The following is a 17,943-nucleotide window of genomic DNA, read 5'->3' on the forward strand; positions in this document are numbered from 1 at the left end:
TTTCCTTATGGATATGAACGAAATCAAAGAGATCTTTTTCCAGGAGTGCGAGGAGCAGCTCGCTGAACTGGAATCCGGTCTTCTGAAAATGAATGATGGCGATCGCGACCCGGAAACCGTCAACGCGGTGTTCCGTGCCGTCCACTCGATCAAGGGCGGCGCTGGCGCCTTCGGTCTGGACGATCTCGTTGCCTTCGCCCACGTCTTCGAGACCACACTTGATTGCGTTCGTTCCAACAAGCTTGAGCCGACGCAGGATGTCCTGAAGGTCATGCTGAAGTCGGCCGACGTGCTGGCGGATCTCACCAACGCTGCCCGAGATGGCGGCAGCGTCGATGAAAGCCGCAGCCGCGGTCTGGTCAAGGAGCTGGAAGCACTGGCAAACGGCGAGCTGCCGTCTGCTGCTGCGGAAGCTCCTGCCGCCAAGCCGGCACCTGTCGCCGCACCGGTGGCTGCTGCCCCGGCAGCAAAGCCGACGGATGAGAGCGGCTTCCAGCCTATTCCTTTCTCCTTCGACGATTTCGGCGAAGAGGAAGCATCTGCTTCGGAAACACCGTCTTATAAGATCACCTTCAAGCCGCGCTCGGATCTCTATTCCAAGGGCAACGACGCCACCTTGCTGCTGCGCGATCTGAGCCGTCTTGGCGAAATGCGCGTCAACTGCAATGCCGATGCGTTGCCCGGGCTCGACGAAATCGATCCGGAAGCCGCCTACTTCCATTGGAACATCACGCTTACGACGGACAAGGGCGAAGACGCCATCCGTTCGGTTTTCGAATTTGCCGAATGGGATTGCGAACTGGAAGTCGCTGCCGCTGATGCCGAAGCTGGCGCTTCTGCAGCCGAAGAGCTGCCGATGATCCCGGTTCCCTTCGACCTGTCGATTCTCGACGATAGCGCCGCTGAAGCCCCGGCCGAGGAGCCGAAGGCGGATGCCGCTGCAGCCGTCGCTGCCGCTGAAACTGCCTCGAACGTTGCGCAGATGGCTGCCGCCGCTGCCCGCGTCGAGAAGAAGGAAACCGCAGCAAGCGCTGCTGCCGCTGCCCAGAACAACGCGGCCGCCGCAGCCGCTAGCGCCGGCCAGACGATCCGTGTCGACCTCGATCGCGTCGATCGCCTGATCAACCTCGTTGGCGAGCTTGTCATCAACCAGGCGATGCTGTCGCAGAGCGTCATCGAGAACGACACGACCGGCACATCCTCGATCAACATGGGCCTCGAAGAGCTGCAGCAGCTCACCCGCGAGATCCAGGACTCGGTCATGGCGATCCGCGCGCAGCCGGTGAAGCCGGTCTTCCAGCGCATGTCGCGTATCGTTCGCGAAATCGCCGACATGACGGGCAAGTCGATCCGCCTGATCACGGAAGGCGAAAACACCGAGGTCGACAAGACGGTCATCGACAAGCTTGCCGAGCCGCTGACCCACATGATCCGCAATGCCGTCGACCACGGCATCGAGACCCCGGAAAAGCGCGCCGCCAACGGCAAGAACACCGAAGGCACCGTTCGCCTCACCGCGAAGCATCGCTCCGGTCGCATCCTGATCGAGCTGGCCGACGACGGCGCCGGTATCAACCGCGAGAAGGTGAAGCAGAAGGCGATCGCCAACGAGCTGATCCCGGCCGATGCCAACCTGACCGATGAGGAAATCGACAACCTGATCTTCCTGCCGGGCTTCTCCACGGCCGACAAGATCTCCGACATTTCTGGACGCGGCGTTGGCATGGACGTCGTCAAGCGCTCGATCCAGGCGCTCGGCGGTCGTATCAACATCACCTCGCGGCCGGGGCAGGGCTCTGTCTTTACAATGAGCCTGCCGCTGACGCTCGCCGTTCTCGACGGCATGGTCGTCACCGTTGCCGGCCAGACCCTGGTCGTGCCGCTGACGGCAATCGTCGAAACGCTCCAGCCGGAAGCGTCCGCGATCCACTCCTTCGGCGCCAGCCATCGCCTGATTTCGATCCGCAACAGCTTCTGCCCGCTGGTCGATGTCGGTCGCATCCTGAACTTCCGTGCCACCCAGGCCAACCCGGTCGAAGGTGTCGCTCTCCTCGTCGAATCCGAAGGCGGCGGACAGCGCGCCCTCATGGTCGATGCGATCCAGGGCCAGCGCCAGGTCGTCATCAAGAGCCTTGAGGCGAACTACACCCACGTCCCGGGTATCGCTGCGGCGACCATCCTCGGCGATGGTCGAGTAGCGCTCATTCTTGACGTCGATGCCGTCGTGGGTGCGTCCCGCGGGCAGGCATTGAGGCAGGAAGTATCGTTGGCAGCAGTGGGATAAGATAATGTCGTATGCCGTGAAAAGTCTGAACGAACGGGATCGCGAGCTGATCGCGTTCCGCGTCGGGGATCAGGAGTTTTGCGTGAATGTCATGTCGGTGCGCGAGATTCGCGGCTGGACGCCGGCAACGGCGATGCCGCACTCGCCCTCCTACATGAAGGGTGTCATCAACCTGCGCGGTGCAGTGTTGCCGATCATCGATCTGTCTGCGCGTCTCGGCATGAAGCCGGCCGTGACCACCCCACGCCACGTTATCATCGTGGCGCAGGTGCACAGCAAGGTCGTCGGTCTGCTAGTCGATGCCGTGTCCGATATTCTGACCATCGCCGAAGACAGCATCCAGCCGACGCCGGAGATCGCATCCGAGCTGCAGCGCCAGTTCGCTCGCGGTGTTCTGTCGATCGACAAGCGGATGATCTGCCTACTCGAACTCGAAGCCATCTTCCCTGAAACGGAAAGCGAAGCTGCATGAATGTCCTGAGTGCAAAAGACATGAGGCAGGGGAACCCCGATGAGGTTCTGGCGAACGGCGAATACCCGCTCACGCGCCGCGACCTCACGGAAATCGCCGCGATGATCTATTCGGATGCGGGGATTTTTCTGAACGAGACCAAGGCATCGCTGGTCTACTCGCGTCTTTCGAAGCACATCCGCAATCTCGGCCTTTCGGGCTTCCGGGAGTATTGCACGCTGGTGTCGTCGCCGGCGGGGGCTGCTCCGCGCCGTGAGATGCTGTCGCATCTGACAACGAATTTCACGCGCTTCTTCCGCGAGAACCACCACTTCGAGCATCTGCGTGATCATGTGCTGCCGGAGTTGTTGCAGCGTGCCAAGATGGGCGGCCGCGTCCGTATCTGGTCAGCCGCCTCGTCCGACGGGCAGGAGCCTTATTCGATCGCGCTGACCGTGCTGGCAATGATGCCGAACATCGCCGATTACGACTTCAAGATCCTGGCGACCGATATCGACCCGAAGATCCTGGCCATCGCTCGCGCCGGTGCTTACGACGAAAATGCGCTGGAAACCGTATCGCCCGCGATGCGCAAGCAGTGGTTCAGCGAAGTCGAGGTCCAGGGTCGCCGCAAGTTCCAGGTCGACGATCGGGTCAAGCGTCTTATTACCTATAACGAGCTGAACCTGATGGCCCAGTGGCCGTTCAAGGGCAAGTTCGACGTCATCTTCTGCCGCAACGTCGTCATCTATTTCGACGAGCCGACCCAGATGAAGATCTGGTCGCGCTTTGCCGAGCTGCTGCCCGAGGGTGGTCATCTCTATATCGGTCACTCGGAGCGCGTCTCCGGTGATGCCAAGAATGTCTTCGACAACATCGGCATCACCACCTACCGCTACACGACCAAGGGCGTCGGGAGGAAGGCATGAGCGCGCCGGCCAGAGTTCTCGTCGTCGACGATTCGGCGACCATGCGCGGGCTGATCACCGCTGTGCTGAGCGCCGACCCCGAGGTCAGCGTCATCGGCCAGGCGGGCGATGCGCTCGAGGCTCGCGAGGCGATCAAGAAGCTCAATCCCGATGTCGTGACACTCGACATCGAGATGCCCAACATGAACGGCCTCGATTTTCTCGACAAGATCATGCGGCTGCGCCCCATGCCTGTCATCATGGTCTCGACGCTGACGCATCGCGGCGCTGATGCCTCGCTGGCGGCGCTCGAGATCGGCGCTTTCGACTGCGTCGGCAAGCCGCTGCCCGGCGATGCGCGCCCCTTTGGCGATCTCGCCGAGAAGGTGAAGGCGGCCGCGCGTTCGCAGCGGCGCCAATACACCCAGCCGGCACCGGCCGCGCCGCCACCGGCCGTTGCCGATTTCCGTGTCGGTCGCAAGATCGTTGCCATCGGGTCGTCTACCGGCGGGGTCGAAGCATTGATCGCCGTACTGCAGAAGTTTCCGGCCAATTGCCCGCCGACGGTCATTACGCAGCATATGCCGCCGACCTTCACCAAGAGCTTCGCCGAGCGGCTCAATCGCCTTTGCGCACCGGTGGTGCAGGAAGCGACTGATGGCGCTCGCCTGGAGATCGGGAAGATCTATCTGGCACCCGGCGGTGAACGCCACCTGCAGGTCACGAACGCCTCCGCGCCAGCCTGCCGGCTGGTCGAGCGCGATCCGGTAAACGGCCACCGGCCGTCCGTCGACGTGCTGTTCGATTCGGTCGCCGAACTTGCCGGCCGCAATGCCGTCGGTGTCATCCTGACCGGAATGGGACGTGATGGCGCCGCCGGTCTCCTGAAAATGCGCCATGCCGGCGCACGCACTCTCGGACAGAACGAGAAGACCTGCGTGGTGTATGGCATGCCGCGCGTCGCCTACGAACTTGGAGCCGTGGAACATCAGCTGCCGCTGAACGCCATCGGCGAAGAAATCTTGAAAATGACTGCCGCCCGAAAGGAAGGAACTGACTAATGTCGATTGCAGAGAAAATTAAGGTCCTGATCGTTGACGATCAGGTGACGAGCCGGTTGCTGCTGAGCGACGCGCTGACCCAGCTCGGCTTCAAACAGATCACCTCGGCCGGCGACGGCGAGCAGGGCATGAAGATCATGGCTGCCCAGCCCCACCACCTGGTCATCTCGGACTTCAACATGCCGAAGATGGACGGCCTCGGCCTGCTCCAGGCTGTTCGCAGCAATCCGGCGACGAAGAAGGCGGCCTTCATCATCCTCACCGCCCAGGGCGACCGCGCCTTGGTGACGAAGGCTGCGGCATTGGGCGCCAACAACGTTCTCGCCAAGCCGTTCACCATCGAAAAGATGAAGGCGGCGATCGAAGCCGTATTTGGAGCATTGAAATGAATGTCGAGGTTGCGGCCCGCCGCGTTCACATCATCCAGGGCGAATGGAAGGTCCTGAATGATCCGAACGCGGTCTTGACGACCATACTTGGCTCGTGCGTGGCTGCATGTCTGAGGGATCCTGTGGCAGGCATTGGAGGAATGAATCACTTCCTGCTGCCCGGTACTGGAAATACGCCGATGACCGGTGGCGATGCCACCCGCTACGGCGTCCATCTGATGGAACTGCTGATCAACGGCCTCTTGAAGCAGGGCGCGCGCCGCGACCGCCTGGAGGCCAAGATCTTCGGTGGGGCAAAGACGATCTCGACATTCTCCAATGTCGGCGAGCAGAATGCCCAGTTTGCCGTGCAGTTCCTGAAGGACGAAGGCATCCCCGTCGTCGGTTCGAGCACCGGTGGCGACCACGGCCGTAAGCTTGAATTCTGGCCGGTTTCCGGGCGCGCACGGCAATACCCCCTGACTGGCGCGGAAACGCAGAGGACTGTCGCTCTAGAACAGCGGCCGGTTGCTCCGCAGAAGCCCGTCGAAACTAGCATTGAATTTTTCTGAGGCGAGGATTGTGAATGACCCTGACTACCGTTGTGGAGCCGTCGTCGCCGGTGGAAGCGCTGCCTGAAATTCTGACCCGTGTCGTCGCGGAACTGCATGACGTCGCCTACCTCATCGAGCGCATCGAGCCCCAGCTTCTCGAACTGGGCGGCGGTGCCGCGCTTCTGAACTCGCCCGAAAGCATGAAGGTGATGCAGGGGATCGACCTTGCCGTACAGAAAACCCGCGGCCTGGCCGAATTCATTGACAACATCACCAATGAAATCTCGCATGACTGGACCGTTGACGTGGCAACGGCACTCAGCCTCGTGAAGCTGAGTGAGATGCAGCGTGCGCTTCGCGGCAGCATACATCCGGCTCATTCCCAGCCTCTCGCCAAGGCCGCCGGCGACTTCGATTTTTTCTGACCGGCGCCAATCTCGCACCTTCGTAGGAAACGCTCGCACAAGTTTCGGCTCGTATTGTCGAATGAGGCAATAAGCCTGCTATGTCTGTGACGATCGTGCGAGAACAGAATGAATCTGTTAAATCAATTACTTCAGGTTATTAAGAACTTTAGTTCGCTAGGGCGGAATCGCCTGTTGGCGTTAGCCGGTGTGGGTGTCGTTTCCATTGCTCTCGTGCTCGGCGCGGCGCTCATGGTCAATAAACCCGCGCAAGAATCGCTTTATGTCGGCCTTGATGCGCCAGATCTCAATCAGATTAGTATCGCTCTCGCCGAAGCAAACATCGCCTTCCAGGTCGGCACTGACGGAACCAGTATCACCGTTCCCGCTGGCATGACCGGAAAGGCACGTCTCCTGCTCGCCGAGCGTGGCCTGCCGAACAGCGCCAACGCTGGCTATGAGCTTTTCGACAATGTCGGCTCGCTGGGCCTGACCTCGTTCATGCAGGAAGTCACCCGCGTTCGTGCACTCGAAGGTGAGATTGGCCGCACGATCCAGTCCATCTCAGGCATCAACGCGGCGCGCGTCCACATCGTCATGCCCGAAACCGGCAACTTCCGCCGCGCCGAGCAGAAGCCGACGGCCTCCGTCATGATCCGCGCAAGCGCCTCCACAGGCCGCAACGCCGCGACCTCCATCCGTCACCTTGTCGCCTCGGCCGTCCCCGGCCTTGATGTCGGCGACGTGACCATTCTCGATTCTGCTGGCCAGCTGCTCGCTTCGGGCGACGAGGCTGGCAACAGTTCGTTGAACCGCTCGCTCAGCATCGTCCAGAACGTTCAGGACGAGGTCGAATCCAACATCGACAAGGCTCTTGCCCCGTTCCTCGGCATGGACAACTTCCGCTCCAGCGTCACGGCGGACCTGAATACCGACAGTCAGCAAATCCAGGAGACGGTCTACGATCCTGAATCGAAGGTGGAACGCTCGGTTCGCACGACCAAGGAAGCGTCCCAGTCGCAGCAGAAGCAGTCTGACAACGCCACGACGGTCGAACAGAACATTCCTCAGGCAGCTCCGGATTCTGGCGGCAACAATGGCCCGGAATCGCAGGACAAGTCCGACAAGAAGGAAGAGCAGACCAACTACGAGATCAACAGTAAGACGACCGCGACCACGCGCAACAGCTACAAAGTTGACAAGCTGTCGGTTGCCGTTGTCGTCAACAAGGGTCGCATCGCCAAGATGGTCGGCGAGCCGGTCGACCAGGCGAAGATCGACGCCTATCTCGCGGAGATGCAGAAGATCGTTTCCTCGTCTGCCGGCATCAACACCGCCCGCGGTGACGTTGTTACCGTCACGGCGATGGAGTTCCTGGACAACCAGCTTCTCGAAGACACCGGCTCCGGCGTTCGCGTCATGGATATGCTGAGCAGAAACCTCGCAGGCATCATCAATTCGCTTGCCTTCGTTGCGGTCGCCTTCCTGGTGGTCTGGATGGGTCTCCGTCCGATGGTTCGCAGCATGACCGGTGGCGCAGCGATCGGTGGCGACACCTCGCCGGAAAGCGCCGGCCTGGAACTGCCCGACTTCGCACCGGCTGTCGGTGCTGGCGGCGGCGGCGCTCTGATGGAAGGCTTCGGATCCGATTTCGGCTTCGACAGCACCGAAGACCTGCTCAGCCTAGGCGACGACGACGGCAACTTCAATCGCCGCGTCAAGGAAGGCCCGGAACGCAAGCTGGCCCGAATGGTGGAAATCAACGAAGAGCGCGCAGCAAAAATTCTTCGAAAATGGGCGGTCGAAAACGCCGCATAAAAGAAAGGCCGGGAAACCGGCCTTTTTCTTTTGTCGTGATTTTCTCCGGCCGATTGGCGCTATCTCGCGTTTGACGCGAATCGTATTGCCAGAAAGGCCAGAATCATCTTAATTTTAGCATTCATTGAAGATATGGAATCAGCGTGCGAATCGGCGCACGAAATGCGGATAATGTAAATCCCAAGAACTCGGAGGTGGTGAATTTCCTCCGTTGTCGTAATCTTGGATGATTCGCGGCTAGGGTGTATTTCTGTAGAAGACGCCGCGGATCTGTCGTAATTCCTCAGCCGCAGGATTTGTCAATGGACATGCACATATTGCAGGCGCTCAAGAGCGATACACACAAGGGAAACTTTGTGGGCATCGCCTCGGCAAACCTGTCATCGCGCGAGGAATTGATCAGCCAGCTTTGCGAGATTTCAAGCACGGGCAGGTTGCAGCCAGGGCTTCGCGCCCTGACGGACTACGTAGGAGCGTCGCACTATCTTCTTGCCCGCGCTGACCTGGTGCAGGAAGCTGGACTCGACTTCGTGGTGTCGTCGGACTGGCCGTTCGATCTGGTAACCAATCTGGCCGGGACCTTCGTCGGTGGCTTTGCCAGGGCGACCGAGCTCGAGAAGTGCATGCAGCTCTTCCAGCCGCATTTCGCGCAACTGCCTGATAACGCTGACGTACCGGACGGCGCCAGCCGGCAATACTGTTCGCTGATGTTCAATCTTGGCCGCTCGCGCCTTGCCTTGATGTTCCTCTTCGACGACGGCTTCATCCTGTCTCAGGAACGGCTACGAGACGTGGGCCTGCTGACGGCCTACTTCACCAGCTTCCTGAACTGCGGCGGCTCCAAGTCGGATCGTGATTTCGAACTCACCGACCGCGAACTCGAATGTCTCTTCTGGATTGCCGAAGGCAAGACCAGTGATGAAATTGCGATGATCCTCGGCATCTCCCGCAATACCATCAACAACTACATCACCAGCGTCATGCGCAAGACAGCAACCAAAACTCGTTCCGAAGCGATAGCGTTCGCGGTTCGAAACAATCTCGTTTAGAGGAACGGCTCAATGGCACATCCAACGGGCAGGTCGCTGGGAAATTCCGATACCGGGCGTCCGATGCGTACCAACAAGGTAAGCAGCCGATCGGATCTGTTTCCTCGCCTGGTTGCCATGCAGAAGCTGGCTGACGCGCAGAACTTCGCGGTTTACCGAATCAGCGGCGCCGGCCTGCCGGCGAAGCAGCGGCTCGTCTGCGAACTGGAAAACTGGGGCCCGTCGAATGCGGGTTTTAGCAAGGCCTTCGTGGACGCTCACGGCGAAGCACTCCTGGATCATCTCGAGAAGTCCATGCTGCCGCTCGCCTGGGCCGGTGGGCACGATCGCGCGTTGCCTGGCCCCGCTGGTATCGTTCCGTTCATGGCGAAGCTGCAGGACGGCCTGGTGCCCTTTTCTGGCATGGCCTTTCCGGTGCGCCTGGGCGCGATCGGAAACGGCTTCGTCATCTTCACCGGCGACGATCTCGATCCGCCGGGTGACGTCATCGTCGAGCTACACGGTCGTGCGTGCCATGTGCTGATCGATCTGTTGTCGCTCGATGAGCGGCGAGTCGCCGCGGCGGAAGCGCTCAGCGAGCGCGAAATCGCCTGCCTTCAGCTGGCCGGCGACGGTCGGATCAGTGATGAGATCGCGGAGAAGCTCGGCCTGTCGGTCCATACCGTCAATGCCTATCTCGGCTCGGCCACGATCAAGCTGGATTCGGTCAACCGAATCCAGGCGATCGCGAAGGCGATCCGCCTCGGCTACATCAGCTGAAGATTTGACAGCTTAGCTTGCCAGGGCCTGGAGCGGATCGACGTTGAAGCGCGCCGCATGCAAGCTGCGCTCCAGGAAAGCGGTGTTTTCGTCGGGATCGTTTGAGGGATTCTCAAAGGCGATGTGGTTGATCTCGATTCCGGCGTGCTCTGCTGCCAGTGTCAGCTGGGCATAGACGGTGACGCCCTGTGGCTTGATTTCGAGATCGATCACGACTTCCGGCTTGCCACCCCACTCCAGCGTATAGCTGCCGCCATGGCCGAAATTGACGGTGCCGGGGTGGAAGAACATTTCGGCGGCCGAAGAGACGAGATCGGAAAGATTGCCGTAATACTCAAAGCGCAGGATCGAGATCAGGTCCGAAGCGTCCAGAAGTCGGAGCTCAGTGGCGACCGGGCTGATTGCTTCAGCTAGAATTTTTTCACGCTGGGCAGAGTAGGGGCATTTTTTCATTCGGCTATCGTACCCGTTGGTTCTTGGCTTGCGTCGCGTAAACCCGATGAATGAGTTCGGCGACGGCCTTGTAGAATGCTGACGGGATGACACTATCCACCGAGACTTGCGCAAACATGGAGCGCGCAAGTGGCGGATCTTCGAAAACGGGAATTCCGCTCGACTCCGCGATCTCTCTGATTTTCAACGCAATTAGGTCCTGCCCCTTGGCAACGACGATAGGCGCATCGTTTTCTTCGCGGACGTAGCGCAGCGCGACGGCATAGTGGGTCGGGTTTGCTATGACCAGGGTGGCGCGCGGTACGTTGGCGATCATGCGGCGACGGGCGCGATCGCGCATGAGGGATCGCTGGCGGCTTTTGACGAAGGGATCGCCCTGCGACTGCTTGTTTTCTTCCTTGATTTCATGCCGGGTCATCTTCAGTTCGCTGAAATAGTGATAGCGCGTCCAGAAGAAGTCGGCGATTGCCACCACCGCCGTCGCGATCAGCACCACGATGGTGATCTTCTGCATCGCGGACATCATGCGCGTAAAGATCGTCGCCGGGTCGGAGAACATGGCGTCGATGGCGCCGAAATATTCGCTCTTCAGGACGAAGAACATCACGATGCCGACAATCAGGATCTTGATCAGCGATTTGCCGAACTCGATCAGGCCGGGCAGGCTGAAGATGCGCGACCATCCCTTGGCCGGCGAAATGCGTGAAAATTGCGGACGAATGCGCTCGAGCACAGGTACGGGAAGGTTCTGCGCGATCGATGCTATGAGGCCGAATGTCATGAACAGGATCATTGCCGGCGCGAGCAACGCGGCCGCCACCCAGCCAAGATGGACAAACAGCGAGAGAACGTCGGGTCCGGTCTCGATCTTCCATTGATCGGGCTGCTCGAAAATGTCCTTGAGCGCATCGCCGACCCGACCGAGACCGCTCGGCAGAAAGAAGATCAGGTAGACGTAGGTCGCAAGGACCGTCGCAAAAAGCGGCAGCTCGCGAGAGAAGGGCAGGTTACCTTTTTCGGCAGCGTCGCTCTTCTTTTTCGCGGTAGGGGCTTCTGTTTTGCTGTCCTTGTCATCATCAGCCAAGGTCGCGGCCCTCCATCAAAAGGAAACGGCCGCACTAGAGCGCGGCCGTCTTCAAGGTTAGCTGTCGGGATTGCCGCGATCAATCGCTTCAATCGACCCCGGTCGATCTGTACACAGCTACAGCGCCTTAGGCTGCCGCTGCGCCGTCGCCTTCGGTCTCCTTGAGCTGGATCTGGCCGGAATTCGAAAGACGAATCGCTTCCTGGGCAATCGCGCGGCGCGCAATCGCGATCTCGCGCGGGTTGATGCCGACGGTACCGCTCTGCAGGTCCGATTCGATCATGCGCCGCTGGCGAGGGCTGATCGACGCAAGAACCGCTTCGCGCATTTCGGCAGACGAGCCACGCAGGGCCATGGTGAGGATGTCTGCAGAGATGTCGTTCAACAGCATGACGCGGCTGCGCTGCGGCATGAGCATGAGATCGTCGAAGAGGAAGATCTTCGGACGGACCTTGTTGACCGATTCGCGGCTGATCGATTCGAGCGAGGTGAGCAGGGTATCGACCTGCGGCTTGTCCATCTCGTTCATCAGTTCCGCGACCTTCGTCGAGCCGACCGAGTTCTTCTCGGCATCGATCTCGGCAAGCAGCGTCATGACCTGCTTCTCGATGATCTGCGCTGCCTTCGGGCTGACAGACTTCAGGTTGACGGTACGGTTCATGATGTCGGCGCGTCGGCCGTCCGGGATCTGCATCAGCACCTTGGCGCCGAAGGAAGACGGCATCATGGAGAGGATGTAGGCCACGGTCTGCGGATGTTCGCGCATGAGGAACTTGCCGATAAACGCCGGGTCGCCTTCGCCGAGGCGGTCCCAGATCGACGTCTCGTATGCCTGGAAGGTCGTGCGCCGGCCGAGCAGGCTGTCCACCTCGTCGGGGGTCAGGCCCTCTTCGAGAATGCTCTCGATCGCCTTGGCATTGTCCATCAGGCCGGCGCCTTCGGTGAACAGGTCCTCGAACTCGGCAACGAGTCCCAGCAGTTCATCCGGTGGAATGGCGCGCAGCGATTGTGCTGATCCGATGATCGTCTGCAGTTCGGCCTGCGTGAAATACTTCAGCAGGCGGCCAGCGACCCCTTTCCCCATCGCAAGGAGAACGGCAGCCGCTTTTTCAGCCTCGGTCAACGGTTTCCCGGCTAGAGCGCCGCCGAAATCGTCAAAGTCCATCATGGTCTAACCTCTCCGTCCCTGCAGCGGGATCAGGCTTTTTTAGTGCTCATTACTTCGATCAGCTTGACCCCAAAGCGGGTGTCGTCGTTTTCCAGTACGGTGATTTCGCCGCGCGCGATCTTGCGGCCGTTCACCATGATCTCGACGGGTTCGCCGATCTTCTTGTCGAGTGCGATCGTGGCGCCCTCGTTCAGGTTCATCAGGCCCGAAACCTGCATGCGGCTGCTGCCGAGCATGATCTGGACGTCGATCGGAATGTCCATGATCAGCTCGAGATTCGACTGCATGGCGCTGCCGAGCGGTGCCGGCTCGGAAGCCGTTGCGCCGAACGACGTGTCGCTCCCGAAGTCGCCACCGCCGAAATCGGAGGAGCCACCGAAGTCACCACCGCCGAAGGAGGTGTCGCTGTCCAGGTCGCCGCCGAATGCGGAGAGATCGGTGCCGGGAGCATCGCCGCCGAAGTCCGGCATGCCGCCATCTGCGTCGGTCTTCAGAACGCCGCGCAGGTCGTCGATAGCCTGATCGAGTTCAGCCTCGTTGCCCGGGAGCTCGAGGGAAAGATCGTCGGTTTGCTTTGTCTTCTTCGTCGCCATGAAATCACTATTCCAGTTGAAACTTGCCTCAACCTGCCGTGCGGCAGGGGACAGGAAATGCGCTAATTCATTAAGTGGCGGATGAGCTCGTCATCCGAATTGATCGTATCCTTGACCCGGACGGTATAATTCTCGCCCGAGCGCCCGAACTCGCACACATACAGTTCCTTGCTGTTGGCACTGACATCGACGCGGACGTCGCCGCTGTCATGGAACGGAATGACATCGCCTGCCGCCAGCTTGGAAATGGTCCGAAGCGTGAGGTCTTGAAGGCGGATCTTGGCCTCCAGGGTGACCTGCGAACGTCGGACCTGCTCGGAGAGCTGGTCGGTCCATTCGGAAGACTTCGGCGACTGATTCTTCGCGCGGGGCGCGGTAACAGTCGTCTTCAGAAGCGCGGCCTGCGGTACGATCAGGGCGAAGTCCGCCGTGATGCCGGACAGCGTGATCGACATGTTAATCGTGGCTGCAAATTCGTCGGGCTTGTCGTCCGCGGGCTTCGGCCGTGTCTCGATCGCGTGCGGCGGCTCAAGCGTTGGTTCGAAGCCGCCAGGTGCGTTGACCGCGGAGCGGAACACATCGGCAATCTTGTCGAACACCGTAACGGCAAGTTCGAGCTCGATCGCGGAAAGCAGGCGGTCGGCGGGTTGCTCGACCGTCTCGGGCGACGCGCCCAGCAGGTGCTCCATCAAGGTAATGATGAAGCCGTTGCCGCAGGCCATGGTCACATTCCGCGACCAGTTGCGCAGCTCCGCATTGACCAGGGTGACACTTTCGCCGAGGTCGGCGACCAGGTCGTTCTTGTAGCCGCTGTGGCAACCGAGATAGTCGACCTGAACCTCGAGGCCGGTCTCGCTCTTGATGACGTCAGGCAGGAATTCCCGATAGACATCGCCGAATGCGCTGCAGATCTTCTCGACCGTCGCCTTGTCGCCGAGCCTTCCGGTCAGCTTTGCAAGCAGGCTGTCGTCCATGACTGGTTTCTGGAGTGGAGCATTCATGTGATTTTACGCCGCCTTGTTCTCGCCGCCCGGGTTCATCATTTCCTGCTCGACGGCATCGATCGACGGACGCTCGTAGGCCGAGATCGTCTTGCGACCGTATTCCAGAGCGACCTGAGGTACCGAGCCGTTCATGTAGGCAAGCAGGGTCTGCTTGACGATGACATAGAGGCGGTGCTGCTTGGTGCGTACGATCTTGATCTGGGAGACGATCGGCGAGCAGACGCAGTAGGAAAGCAGAATGCCGAGGAAGGTACCGACGAGCGCCGAACCGATCAGGTGACCGAGAACCTCGGGAGAGTCATTGATGTGCGCCATGGCCTTGATAACGCCGAGAACGGCGGCGACGATACCGATCGCCGGGAAGGCGTCGCCCATGGTCTGGATGGCGTGGTAAGGCTTCATCTTGTCATGAAGGATCGTGTTGATCTCTTCGTCCATCAGCGCCTCGATCTCGTGCGAGCGGGCATTGCCGATGATGATCAGGCGGACGTAGTCGCAGATGAACGCGGTCAGCTCTTTGTTCTTGAGGATCGTCGGAGCGGACTGGAAGATCGAGGATTCGGCCGGATTGTCGATATGCGCCTCGATTTCGTTGCGCGACTTCGTGCGCAGGTCGCGCATCAGCGAATAGAGAACGCCGAGCGTATCGAGGTAGTTGCGTTCCTTCGGAACCGAATGCTTGAACGCTTCGCCGAGCGCCTTGCCCGAGTCCTTCACCACCTTCATCGGGTTACCCATGATGAAGCTGCCCAGGCCGGCGCCGCCGATGATGACGAGCTCGAATGGCTGCCAAAGTGCGTCGACGTGTCCGCCCATCGCCATGAAGCTGCCGACGATGCAGCCGCAGGTAATCACAAATCCGATAATGATGTTCATCGTCAGTCCAAACCTGATCGTTATTTTCAACGGAAGGGATAGGATTGCTGGCTTGCGTGAGGCTGATGGTTGTGCCTGCGGAACAAGCTTTTTGGATGCCAGCTTCGCGCAAGGATTTGATGACAGGTTGTAGGTGACGAATGGGCGTCCGCGCCCGTTTCTGAGATGCCGCCTCAGCGAAACCCGTGGTCGAACCGACTGCAAACACACGGCTTTCGTACCGTTCATCGCCAATGCCAGGAGCCTACCAAGATGCAATCCGGTCTTTATGTTTCGTTGTCTTCGCAAATGGCACTGGAGCGTCGTCTCGACACCATCGCGGACAACATGGCGAACGTGAACACCACCGGCTTCCGCGGCACTGAGGTGAAATTCAATCAGATGCTTGGCGACACCGGTAACAAGGTCAACGCAAAGATCGCTTACGTCTCGCAGGGCAACGACTATCTGTCGGGCGACAACGGCGAACTGGAGCACACTGGCAACATGCTCGACTTCGCGGTCAAGGGCGATGCCTGGTTCTCGCTCGACACGCCAGCCGGCAAGGTTTTGACCAAGGACGGTCGCTTCACGCTGAAGGATAGCGGTGAACTGGTCTCGGTTCGGGGTTACCCGGTTCTCGATGCGGGCGGTGCGCCGATCCAGCTCAACAAGGCTGGCGGCGAGCCCAAGGTTGGCTCCGATGGCTTGATCTATCAGGATGGCAAGCAAGTCGGCTCGCTCGGCCTATTCGAAGCCGATATCAGCAAAGGCTACCTGCGCTACGAGAACAGCGGCATCATGACCACGGAAACGCCACGGTCCGTCACCGACCGCTTCAACGTCGGCGTCCAGCAGGGCTATCTCGAAAATTCCAACGTGAACGCCATGCGGGAAATCACCCAGCTGATCGAAGTCAATCGCGCCTTCGAGAGCATGACGTCGCTCACCAAGGACAGCGAAGATTCCTTCAACGAAGCGATCAAGACGCTCGGTGGAAGCCGCTAAGCGGAAGGTTGACGCATGTCTCACGCACCGCTCGCCGCAGACGCACTTTCGCCGAAGCTCGCGCATCTTGCTGGCCTCGTCGAACGCTATTCCAATCCGGATTTTCTGGTCGCCCCGGGCGGCCATGTTCAAACCATCGCGGCCGGCCACTACACTGTGACCGGCCTGTCGCGGCATGTGCGGCTGGGCGAATTCGTCGCCCACAAATCGCCGACCGGCGTCCATCTCGGAGAGGTCGTTCGCGTCGAACCGGAGCTGACCTATGTCTGCCCGATTGAGCCGGGCGAGCCGATCGGCATCCACGATACCGTGATCCGCAAGGGCGCATTCCGGATATCTCCTTCGGACAGCTGGTGCGGACGCACCATCAATTCCCTGTGCGAGCCGATCGATGGACTGGGGCCAGTCGTCGAGGGGCTTGGACGCCGCTCGATTTCCAATACCGCGCCGCCGTCGATGACGCGCCAGCGTGTCGAAAAGGGCTTCAAGACCGGCGTGCGCGCGATCGATATCTTCGCGCCGCTCTGCCTTGGGCAGCGCCTCGGCATCTTCGCGGGCTCGGGCGTCGGCAAATCGACATTGCTGTCGATGCTTGCGCGTGCCGAAGCCTTCGACAAGGTGGTGATTGCTCTCGTCGGCGAACGTGGTCGCGAAGTGCGTGAATTCATCGAAGACACGCTCGGCCCACACATGAAGAAGTCGATCGCCGTCGTGGCGACGAGCGATGAAAGCCCGATGCTGCGCAAGATGGCGCCGTTGACGGCGGTGACAATCGCCGAACACTTCCGCGACCAGGGCGACAACGTTCTGTTGATCATCGACAGCGTTACCCGCTTTGCCCACGCCATCCGCGAAGTTGCGACCGCGTCGGGCGAGCCGCCGATTGCGCGTGGCTACCCGGCGTCGGTCTTTACCGAACTGCCGCGGCTGCTGGAGCGCGCGGGGCCGGGGCCAGAGGGAACCGGAACGATCACCGCGATCATTTCCATCCTCGTCGATGGCGACAACCACAACGACCCGATCGCCGACTCCACGCGTGGCATTCTCGACGGCCATATTGTCCTGCAGCGCAGCCTTGCGGAGGAGGGGCGCTATCCGCCCATCGATCCCCTGGCATCGATCTCGCGTCTGGCAAGAAAGGCGTGGACGCCGGACCAGGAGAAGCTGGTCTCGCGCCTGAAGACGCTGGTGCATCGCTTCGAAGAGACGCGGGACCTGCGACTGATCGGCGGTTACCGCCCGGGCGCTGATCCGGATCTGGACATGGCGGTGAAGCAGGTACCAGTTATTTACGATGTTTTGAAACAGTCGCCGGGTGATACCGAATCACTGGACGCTTTCGCCGATCTGGCCGGCGCCTTGAAAGCCGCCGCCGGCAATCAGCCCGGCATTCGAAGATAGGAAGGCGCTAAGTGAACGATTTCGACGATGATGAGAAGATCGCGCCGCTGAAGCCGGAAGGACCGCGCAGAGCGACTCTTCTCGACCGTGGCATGACGATCACCGGCCTTGTGCTGGCCGGCGCTGCCGCGTTCTTCCCATGGTACGTCTTTTTCAACGAAGACAAGTTCGGCATCAACGTCGCGCAGGGAGACCGCACGCGCGAGCTGCCGGATTGGCCGGCGCGCAACGTCTTCAGCGTTTCTCCGCTGGCGATGGCCAACAAGAACCCGGTTGAAAAGAAGCCGGAGCTGCCGGTGGATCCGTTGACGACGGCGACCGTCTCCAGCATCGGCAAGGAAGACGACAAGGGATTGCCGGCAGAAGATCAGCCCTTCCCCGGCAAGGCGGGCTTCCGGCTTCTGCATGTCGCAAACGGTCGGGCCCTCATCGAGGACAGTTCCGGCATGTACGTCGTGCGCGTCGGTTCGATCTTGCCCGACGAAAGCCGTCTGGCGACGCTTGAGCAGCGCGATGGAAAATGGGTCATCGTGACATCCAAGGGCGAGGTCTACGCTCACAACTAGGCGCATGTGCAATGAGTTTCGAAGGGCCCTTCCGGCAACGGTGGGGCCTTATTTGTTTGCGCTGACCTAAGTGCCGGACCCAACCCGGCAAGGACCGCATTCTCCGTAAGTCTGACGCAAGATTACCTCCGTAGGTTCGAGGCAGTAAACACGGA

Annotated in this window: 19 protein-coding genes; 13 read left to right on the forward strand and 6 right to left on the reverse strand. The window is 60.3% G+C overall.

All coding sequences use genetic code 11. From position 1 onward, the window contains the following. The first annotated feature begins 7 nt into the window (after positions 1 to 7). The 10 genes from A6U87_RS01565 (at position 8) to A6U87_RS01610 (ending at position 9,656) form a co-directional block, all read left to right on the forward strand. The gene (locus A6U87_RS01565) at positions 8 to 2,284 is read left to right on the forward strand and encodes a chemotaxis protein CheA (RefSeq protein ID WP_065689476.1); all 2,277 of its coding nucleotides are present in this window, start codon (positions 8 to 10) and stop codon (positions 2,282 to 2,284) included. Between the two features lie 4 nt (positions 2,285 to 2,288). Continuing rightward, positions 2,289 to 2,756 carry a chemotaxis protein CheW gene (locus A6U87_RS01570; RefSeq protein WP_065689477.1) on the forward strand — a complete coding sequence of 156 codons (468 nt, stop codon included), beginning with the start codon at positions 2,289 to 2,291 and terminating at the stop codon, positions 2,754 to 2,756. Beyond that, complete coding sequence (gene cheR / locus A6U87_RS01575) at positions 2,753 to 3,664, forward strand: protein-glutamate O-methyltransferase CheR (RefSeq protein WP_065689478.1); 912 nt, start codon at positions 2,753 to 2,755, stop codon at positions 3,662 to 3,664. Before A6U87_RS01570 ends, cheR begins: the two co-directional genes overlap by 4 nt. After that, the gene (cheB, locus tag A6U87_RS01580; protein ID WP_065689479.1) at positions 3,661 to 4,704 is read left to right on the forward strand and encodes a protein-glutamate O-methylesterase CheB; all 1,044 of its coding nucleotides are present in this window, start codon (positions 3,661 to 3,663) and stop codon (positions 4,702 to 4,704) included. The genes cheR and cheB overlap by 4 nt, the downstream gene beginning before the upstream one ends. Further along, a complete protein-coding gene (locus A6U87_RS01585) occupies positions 4,704 to 5,093 on the forward strand; it encodes a response regulator (RefSeq protein ID WP_065689480.1) in 390 nt (129 codons plus the stop codon). Before cheB ends, A6U87_RS01585 begins: the two co-directional genes overlap by 1 nt. Next, on the forward strand, positions 5,090 to 5,644 hold the full coding sequence (gene cheD, locus A6U87_RS01590; RefSeq protein ID WP_065689481.1) for a chemoreceptor glutamine deamidase CheD: 555 nt from the start codon (positions 5,090 to 5,092) through the stop codon (positions 5,642 to 5,644). The genes A6U87_RS01585 and cheD overlap by 4 nt, the downstream gene beginning before the upstream one ends. A gap of 14 nt (positions 5,645 to 5,658) precedes the next feature. Then, the gene (locus A6U87_RS01595) at positions 5,659 to 6,051 is read left to right on the forward strand and encodes a hypothetical protein (RefSeq protein WP_065689482.1); all 393 of its coding nucleotides are present in this window, start codon (positions 5,659 to 5,661) and stop codon (positions 6,049 to 6,051) included. Between the two features lie 108 nt (positions 6,052 to 6,159). Further along, positions 6,160 to 7,848, forward strand: coding sequence for a flagellar basal-body MS-ring/collar protein FliF (gene fliF, locus A6U87_RS01600; RefSeq protein WP_065689483.1), 1,689 nt, complete (start codon positions 6,160 to 6,162; stop codon positions 7,846 to 7,848). 302 nt (positions 7,849 to 8,150) lie between these two features. Next, complete coding sequence (locus A6U87_RS01605) at positions 8,151 to 8,897, forward strand: transcriptional regulator VisN (protein WP_065689484.1); 747 nt, start codon at positions 8,151 to 8,153, stop codon at positions 8,895 to 8,897. Positions 8,898 to 8,909: 12 nt separating this feature from the next. Further along, entirely contained in the window at positions 8,910 to 9,656 is a 747-nt protein-coding gene (locus A6U87_RS01610) for a transcriptional regulator VisR (protein ID WP_065689485.1), read from the forward strand. Positions 9,657 to 9,668: 12 nt separating this feature from the next. On the opposite strand, the gene A6U87_RS01615 is transcribed toward A6U87_RS01610, so the two are convergent. The 6 genes from A6U87_RS01615 to motA form a co-directional block, all read right to left on the reverse strand. Then, positions 9,669 to 10,109, reverse strand: a complete 441-nt coding sequence (locus A6U87_RS01615) for a hypothetical protein (protein WP_065689486.1) — start codon at positions 10,107 to 10,109, stop codon at positions 9,669 to 9,671. Positions 10,110 to 10,113: 4 nt separating this feature from the next. Continuing rightward, positions 10,114 to 11,193 (reverse strand): flagellar biosynthesis protein FlhB, encoded by a 1,080-nt coding sequence (gene flhB / locus A6U87_RS01620; protein ID WP_065689487.1) that lies wholly within the window; start codon positions 11,191 to 11,193, stop codon positions 10,114 to 10,116. 127 nt (positions 11,194 to 11,320) lie between these two features. After that, the gene (gene fliG / locus A6U87_RS01625) at positions 11,321 to 12,361 is read right to left on the reverse strand and encodes a flagellar motor switch protein FliG (protein WP_065689488.1); all 1,041 of its coding nucleotides are present in this window, start codon (positions 12,359 to 12,361) and stop codon (positions 11,321 to 11,323) included. Between the two features lie 29 nt (positions 12,362 to 12,390). Beyond that, positions 12,391 to 12,954, reverse strand: a complete 564-nt coding sequence (gene fliN / locus A6U87_RS01630; RefSeq protein WP_065689489.1) for a flagellar motor switch protein FliN — start codon at positions 12,952 to 12,954, stop codon at positions 12,391 to 12,393. Between the two features lie 62 nt (positions 12,955 to 13,016). After that, a complete protein-coding gene (locus A6U87_RS01635) occupies positions 13,017 to 13,955 on the reverse strand; it encodes a FliM/FliN family flagellar motor switch protein (RefSeq protein WP_065689490.1) in 939 nt (312 codons plus the stop codon). Between the two features lie 6 nt (positions 13,956 to 13,961). Beyond that, the gene (gene motA / locus A6U87_RS01640; protein WP_065689491.1) at positions 13,962 to 14,834 is read right to left on the reverse strand and encodes a flagellar motor stator protein MotA; all 873 of its coding nucleotides are present in this window, start codon (positions 14,832 to 14,834) and stop codon (positions 13,962 to 13,964) included. Positions 14,835 to 15,086: 252 nt separating this feature from the next. Between motA and flgF the strand changes: the two genes are divergently transcribed. The 3 genes from flgF to A6U87_RS01655 are packed head-to-tail and all read left to right on the forward strand — an operon-like array spanning position 15,087 to position 17,788. Continuing rightward, positions 15,087 to 15,821, forward strand: a complete 735-nt coding sequence (gene flgF / locus A6U87_RS01645; protein ID WP_065689492.1) for a flagellar basal-body rod protein FlgF — start codon at positions 15,087 to 15,089, stop codon at positions 15,819 to 15,821. Between the two features lie 15 nt (positions 15,822 to 15,836). Continuing rightward, on the forward strand, positions 15,837 to 17,222 hold the full coding sequence (gene fliI, locus A6U87_RS01650) for a flagellar protein export ATPase FliI (protein ID WP_065689493.1): 1,386 nt from the start codon (positions 15,837 to 15,839) through the stop codon (positions 17,220 to 17,222). 11 nt (positions 17,223 to 17,233) lie between these two features. Further along, a complete protein-coding gene (locus A6U87_RS01655) occupies positions 17,234 to 17,788 on the forward strand; it encodes a flagellar protein (RefSeq protein ID WP_065689494.1) in 555 nt (184 codons plus the stop codon). Positions 17,789 to 17,943 lie beyond the last annotated feature (155 nt).

Source organism: Rhizobium sp. AC44/96 (assembly GCF_001692185.1).
Classification (GTDB): Bacteria; Pseudomonadota; Alphaproteobacteria; order Rhizobiales; family Rhizobiaceae; genus Rhizobium.

What these genes read in the sequence shown, in the direction of transcription:
- A6U87_RS01570 (WP_065689477.1), top strand. Translation starts at nt 2,289, where the DNA reads ATGTCGTATGCCGTGAAAAGTCTGAACGAACGGGATCGCGAGCTGATC.
- A6U87_RS01595 (WP_065689482.1), top strand. Translation starts at nt 5,659, where the DNA reads ATGACCCTGACTACCGTTGTGGAGCCGTCGTCGCCGGTGGAAGCGCTG.
- A6U87_RS01610 (WP_065689485.1), top strand. Translation starts at nt 8,910, where the DNA reads ATGGCACATCCAACGGGCAGGTCGCTGGGAAATTCCGATACCGGGCGT.
- motA (WP_065689491.1), bottom strand. Translation starts at nt 14,834, where the DNA reads ATGAACATCATTATCGGATTTGTGATTACCTGCGGCTGCATCGTCGGC.
- A6U87_RS01605 (WP_065689484.1), top strand. Translation starts at nt 8,151, where the DNA reads ATGGACATGCACATATTGCAGGCGCTCAAGAGCGATACACACAAGGGA.
- A6U87_RS01565 (WP_065689476.1), top strand. Translation starts at nt 8, where the DNA reads ATGGATATGAACGAAATCAAAGAGATCTTTTTCCAGGAGTGCGAGGAG.
- fliF (WP_065689483.1), top strand. Translation starts at nt 6,160, where the DNA reads ATGAATCTGTTAAATCAATTACTTCAGGTTATTAAGAACTTTAGTTCG.
- fliG (WP_065689488.1), bottom strand. Translation starts at nt 12,361, where the DNA reads ATGATGGACTTTGACGATTTCGGCGGCGCTCTAGCCGGGAAACCGTTG.
- cheD (WP_065689481.1), top strand. Translation starts at nt 5,090, where the DNA reads ATGAATGTCGAGGTTGCGGCCCGCCGCGTTCACATCATCCAGGGCGAA.
- cheR (WP_065689478.1), top strand. Translation starts at nt 2,753, where the DNA reads ATGAATGTCCTGAGTGCAAAAGACATGAGGCAGGGGAACCCCGATGAG.
- fliN (WP_065689489.1), bottom strand. Translation starts at nt 12,954, where the DNA reads ATGGCGACGAAGAAGACAAAGCAAACCGACGATCTTTCCCTCGAGCTC.
- A6U87_RS01635 (WP_065689490.1), bottom strand. Translation starts at nt 13,955, where the DNA reads ATGAATGCTCCACTCCAGAAACCAGTCATGGACGACAGCCTGCTTGCA.
- flgF (WP_065689492.1), top strand. Translation starts at nt 15,087, where the DNA reads ATGCAATCCGGTCTTTATGTTTCGTTGTCTTCGCAAATGGCACTGGAG.
- cheB (WP_065689479.1), top strand. Translation starts at nt 3,661, where the DNA reads ATGAGCGCGCCGGCCAGAGTTCTCGTCGTCGACGATTCGGCGACCATG.
- A6U87_RS01615 (WP_065689486.1), bottom strand. Translation starts at nt 10,109, where the DNA reads ATGAAAAAATGCCCCTACTCTGCCCAGCGTGAAAAAATTCTAGCTGAA.
- fliI (WP_065689493.1), top strand. Translation starts at nt 15,837, where the DNA reads ATGTCTCACGCACCGCTCGCCGCAGACGCACTTTCGCCGAAGCTCGCG.
- A6U87_RS01585 (WP_065689480.1), top strand. Translation starts at nt 4,704, where the DNA reads ATGTCGATTGCAGAGAAAATTAAGGTCCTGATCGTTGACGATCAGGTG.